Below are 5,622 nucleotides of genomic sequence, written 5' to 3' on the forward strand. Positions count from 1 at the left end.
ATGCCGGTGTTCCAGTTCCATGGCTGGTTGCCCGCGGCGCGGCGGCGGCACACCGCCGCCTCGTGCAGTGCGTACATGCCCGGCATCAGCCGCGCACCCGGGCGCGGCACGTCGGCGAACGCCATGAAGGCGGCGTCAGTGCCATAGGGAGGCCACGCCGCCTGCCCCGTCGCCTCGGGCCTGCCGGTTCTGGCGAAGGACACCCAATAGTCGCCCATCGCGGCGGCGAAGCGGCGCTCGGCAACGCTGTCGGGGATCTTGGGCCAATAGGGCGGCGTGTCGCTCGCGGTACCGAAAACATAAGGAATTTCGGCGGCATGGAAGCCGTGCAGCCCATATTCGCTCGCCGCCGGATAACCATGGTCGAAGAGATAGAGGTAAGCGGGCTGGCCGAGCGCGGTCTGCTTGATCGCAAGCCGTTCCGACGTCCAGCCATAGAGCGCGTCGCGCGGGGCCGCGAGGATCGTTTCGGCGAGATCCTTTGCCGGATAGAGTCTGAGCCATGCGTCGGCGAGATCGCCATAGCGTTCGCGGATCGCGGCTTCATAAGCAGCGGCATTAGCGGGCACCGGCGGCGCCAGGATACGCAGCGAACGGATTTCACCGATGTTGAAGCCCGCGATCATCGGCACCGGAGCCTGCTCGCCGCGGTCGAAGATATCGACGAGCTGGTCGGGCAGGATCTTCCCGTCGACGGTGCCCCACGGGAAATAACCCGCCTTGGCGGCGCCGTCGGTCAGTGCGACCGGATCGAGCGCGCGCAGCGCCGCTATGTCGGCGGCGCCGAGCGCCGTGGCGACCTTTTCCCCGGTCGCCTCGGCGGCGGGTTCGCCGTGGCGCATGTCCTTCAGCGACGGGGTCGAGATCATATAGGCGCTCTGCGCGATCGCCTTGTGGAACAGGCCGCGCGCTTTCGGCGACGCCATCAGATACATCACGCTGAGCGCGCCCGCAGATTCGCCCGCGATCGTGACATTGTTGGCATCACCGCCGAACGCGCCGATGTTGGCCTTCACCCATTCGAGCGCCGCGATCTGGTCGAGCAGGCCATAGTTGCCCGACACGCCGTCGGGCGATTCCGCACTCAGCGCCGGATGCGCCATATAGCCGAGAACGCCGAGGCGGTAGTTGATCGAGACGACGACCGCGCCGCGCGCGGCGAGCTTCGCGCCATCGTACATCGCTTCGTGGCTGTAGCCGGTGGATAGCGCACCGCCGTGGATCCACACGATCACCGGCGCGTCCCTGATCTTGTCCGGCGCCCAGATGTTGAGCGTCAGGCAATCTTCGGAAATCTTCGCGGGCGGATTGGCGTAGATATGCACCGCGTTCGGACGCGGCTGGACACACGCGGCGCCGAAGCTCTGCGCCTTGCGGACGCCTTCCCATGCGGGCAGCGGCAGCGGGGCTTTCCAGCGCAGCTCGCCGACCGGTGGCCGGGCAAAGGGAATGCCCTTGAACGTTGCAATGCCGCGCGCGCTTTTTCCCTCAACCGAGCCCGCCGGAGCATTCACCACCTGCGCGGCGGCCGTCCCCAGACAGGCAAGCGAAGCGACCAAAGCCAGAACCGGGCGCATCATGCTGCTTCCTCCTTGCGGATGACCCGCGCCAGACCGAGAAAAAGTCCGATCGCGACGATGTAAAACGGCGTCAGCGTGTAGAGCGCCGATTGCAGCCCATGCGCGTCGCCCTGCGATTGGAACCAGTCACTCGCGAAGCCGACCCATGTCGGGCCAAGCCCCAGCCCGATGAAGTTCATGACAAGCAGCAGCAGGGCGCCAGCCAGCACGCGCTGATTGGGCTCGACCTCTTCCTGCACCAGCGCGACCGACGCCGAGAGGTAGAAATAGTTGAACACCATGACGACCGAGAGCAATGCCAGCGCGAGCGGCCAGCCCGGCGCCCAGACGAAAGCAAGGTAGAATGGCATGGCCACCGCCAGCGAAAGCGCGGGCGCCATGGCATAGCCGACGCGCGATTGGCGCGTCATGCGATCGATCACCCGGCCCGAGACGACCATCCCGCCGCCCATGCCGACCAGCAGCACCAGCGCGTACCAGATCGCCACTTCGCCCAGCACCATGCCCTTCTCGCGCATCAGGAACAGCACCGCGAAATTGCCGAGGCCATAGGTCACGAACTGCGTCGCGCCGCCGCCGAGCGCCGCGAGCATCAGCACGCGGTTTGACGCGAACATGCGCACGGTCGGCCAGAAAGCGGCCTTCTCTGCCGTCTCGGCCGGGCCGCCGGTGTCGGTGGCACCGCGCTTCGGCTCACGCACCGTCAGCCAGACGAGCAGTGCGGTGACGATGCCGATCGCTCCTACGGCGATGAAGGGAATGCGCCAGCCGAACCGTTCCGCGATCGCGGCGCCAAAGGCCACCCCCGCCGCCGCGCCGATCGCCGGGCCAAGGTTGAATATACCGAGCGCTGCGGCGCGCTTGCCCGGCGGATAGGTGTCGGTGATAATCGCATAGGAGGGCGGCACCCCGCCCGCCTCGCCGAATCCGACCACCATGCGCGCGATCACCAGCTGCGTATAGTTGGCGGCCATCCCGCACGCGACCGTCGCGCCGCTCCAGATCGCGCACGCCGCCGACAGGACGCCGACGCGGCTCGTCCGGTCGGCGAACCAGCCGACCGGGATCGCGATGAAGCAATAGAACATCGCGAAATAGAGCCCGCTGATCAGCCCGAGCTGGCCGTCGGTGATCTGCAGTGCGTCCTGGATCGGCTTCGCGAGGATCGACAGGAGCTGCCGGTCGAGGAAGTTCAGGACATAGACGAAGCAGAGCATCCCCAGCACGAACGAGGGCCGGGCGCTCGGCCGTGCCGCGGAGGGCGGGAGATCGGCGCTCGCCACGGCTTAGAGGCTGTAGCCGAGGCGGACGCCGAAGGTGCGCGGCCGCATTGTCCCGAAGCGGCTGTTCAGAAAGGCTTCGGGGTGGATGTAGGTGATCGAATGATCGTCGAAGAGGTTTTCGACATAGAATTGCGCCGACAGATCGCCTTTCTTGAGCCCGAGGCTGAGATTGACGTTGCTATAGGCGTCGGTCTTGCCGAACGTCGAGAGCGGCAGGTTCGGGTTGCCCGGCGTGTTCGGGAAGCTGCTGTTGTACGACCCGATATGCTGGGCATTCACCGACAGCATCGCATCGATGTCGGTCGCGAGCTTGAAACCGTACGACATATAGGCCGACCCCTGGATGCGCGGCGCCGACAGGCGGTGACCGAGCACCGCGCCCGAGATCGCCGCTTCGGTCGCGCTCAGCCTGGTGATCTTGGCGTCGTTATACGCACCATTGACCCCGATTGCCCAGCCGGTCGCCGGGATGATGCCGATCTCGAATTCAAAGCCCTTGCTCCGCGCGGCGCCGATGTTGGTCGCGAACTGTACCGAGTCCGAGACGCGGTTCGCCTGCGCCTGGATGTTGCTCCAGTCGATCAGGTAGAAAGCGGTGTTTATGCTCACCCGGCCGCCGAGCCAGCGCCCCTTCGCGCCGACCTCGTAGCTTTTCAGACTGTCGGATGTCGCGCCAAAGGGGATGGTGATGTCGCCGGGGCTTGTCGCCGGCGGCGGACGATTTGCAAAGGCGTTGACGATCGGTGCGCGAAAGCCGGTCGAGAAAGTCGCGTAAGTGGTCAGGCTTTCGCTCGGCTTGAAGGTCGCGCTCGCCTTCCACGACGGTTTGGATCCTTTCGCCTTGAGTCCGGTCACGGCCGCGAACGGCGTCTGCGTGAAATTGATATTCTGGAATCCCAGCAGCGCATAATCGAGATAGGTAAAACCCGCGGCTGTGGCGAGATAACCGCCAGCCTCGGTAAAGCCCTGCGCCGACGTCTCGCCATAGCGCATGCCGCCGGTCAGCCAGAATTTGTCCGAGAAGCGATAGGTGAGTTCGCCGAAGCCGGCGATCTCCTTGCTCAGCGAATGCGTATATTGCTTCTGGTAATATTTGTCGGGCAGCCCCGTGTAGTTGCGTGCTGCCAGAAAGGCCAGGCTCGACCGGTAGAAATAGTCGACGTCGCGGCGGCGGTCGAGATAAAAGCCGCCGATCACGAACTGGAATGGCCCGTCGAGCGTCGAGGCAAGGCGCGTTTCCTGCACGAATACCTTGTCATAGCCATCGGCATCGAGCCCGAAAGCGATCGGCGCGCCCGGCAGCGACGGCGTGGCGGCCGGGAAAGTACCGGCCAGATCGACGTAGAAGCGCTGCTCGAAATCCGAATAGGTCGACGAGCTGGTCAGCTTCGCGAAGTCGAATTCATAGTCGATCGTCGCGTTGGCAATCAGCTGCTTGCCGGTGAAGCGGTCGGGCTCGTCCGAAACGCGCTTGTTGCGTCCGAGCGACGGGCTGGTCAGCGAGCTATCCTTGGGATTGCTGTACTCATAGCTGCCGAGCAGCTTGATCGAGAGGCGATCGGTCGGACGCCACAGCAAGGTTGCGCGGCCGCCATAATCGATCAGCGTGTTCGAATTCTTCACGCCGGTCCCGACATTGTCGAGATAGCCTTCCTCGTCGCGGTAAAAGCCGACGACGCGTAGCGCGAGCTTGTCCTCGACCAGCGGCACGTTGACCATCGCATTGTAACGCTGACGAAAGCTGTCCGAACCCGTCAGCCCGAAATCGACGAGCGCCGCCGTGTCGAAATCGTTGAGGTCGGGGCTCTTTTGCAGAATGCGCATCGCCCCCGACAGCGAGCCCGATCCGAACAGCGTCCCCTGCGGCCCGCGCAGGAATTCGACGCGCTCGACGTCGAACAGATTGGGGTCGACGACGGTGGTGTTGCCGATGGTCGAAACCGGCAGCTCGTCGATATAGATCGCAACCGAGCTTTGCAGGTTCGCATTATAGCCGTTGGTCGCGATCCCGCGCGCGGTGAAATTGTTGAAGTTGGCGGTCGGCTTGTTCAACACGACGCCCGGCGTCTCGCGGCCGATACCTTCATAACCGACGATGCCCTTCTCGGTCAGCTCTTCCTGCGAATAAGCCGAGATGCTGATCGGCACGTCCTGGATGCGTTCCTCGCGGCGCGTCGCGGTGACGATGATGTCGCTGCCGCGTTGCTCGTCAGCCTGCTGGTCCGCGCCTGCGGTATCCTGCGCGGCAGCGCCCGCCGGAATCGCGACCAGAGCGCCCGCACAAACGGACGCAAACAAAAATGCCCTCATCATGCCTCTCCCATCCTCGCCGATCGTATGTCGGCATGCCGGACAGGTGACACCAATGAGCATCGGAGTCAACATTCACTCTCACGTGTGTGAATAAGTTTCGATTGGCAGCTTGGCCGTACCGGTCCGCATAGGCCGGTTAAAGACGGCCCGCTTCTGCGTGAAAAATCGTAAAAGCGGGTGTCGGATTGGCGCCGGGTTCCTTCCGAATGCACGCACTGGAAGCGGCCATCTGAACTTCTGGCCAACGGAAGGTCGGCGACTTCGCGCCTCGTTTAAGTCGCAACCCGCCCCAAAACATTGCCCGAAACCTGCGTTCGCTTGGGTCGAAATCAAGCATCGCCTTCCGCCTCACAGCGGACATTCGGCGTGACGCACAAATGGCAGAAACCGTCATCCCTTTGACGAGCGCCGCGCCCCTGCCGGCCACTATTCGAGACCCGACTCCG

Annotated in this window: 3 protein-coding genes; all 3 read right to left on the reverse strand. The window is 64.2% G+C overall.

What is annotated here, in order from left to right:
- The coding region (locus tag VGD20_RS06735) for a carboxylesterase/lipase family protein (protein ID WP_331133714.1) at positions 1 to 1,580 on the reverse strand (1,580 nt) is incomplete at its 3' end.
- Positions 1,577 to 2,863 (reverse strand): MFS transporter, encoded by a 1,287-nt coding sequence (locus VGD20_RS06740; protein ID WP_331133715.1) that lies wholly within the window; start codon positions 2,861 to 2,863, stop codon positions 1,577 to 1,579. The genes VGD20_RS06735 and VGD20_RS06740, both read right to left, overlap by 4 nt.
- Before the next feature lie 3 nt (positions 2,864 to 2,866).
- On the reverse strand, positions 2,867 to 5,176 hold the full coding sequence (locus tag VGD20_RS06745; protein ID WP_331133716.1) for a TonB-dependent receptor: 2,310 nt from the start codon (positions 5,174 to 5,176) through the stop codon (positions 2,867 to 2,869).
- Positions 5,177 to 5,622: the final 446 nt, after the last annotated feature.

The organism is Sphingopyxis sp. (genome assembly GCF_036402335.1).
In the GTDB taxonomy this organism is placed as follows: domain Bacteria; phylum Pseudomonadota; class Alphaproteobacteria; order Sphingomonadales; family Sphingomonadaceae; genus Sphingopyxis.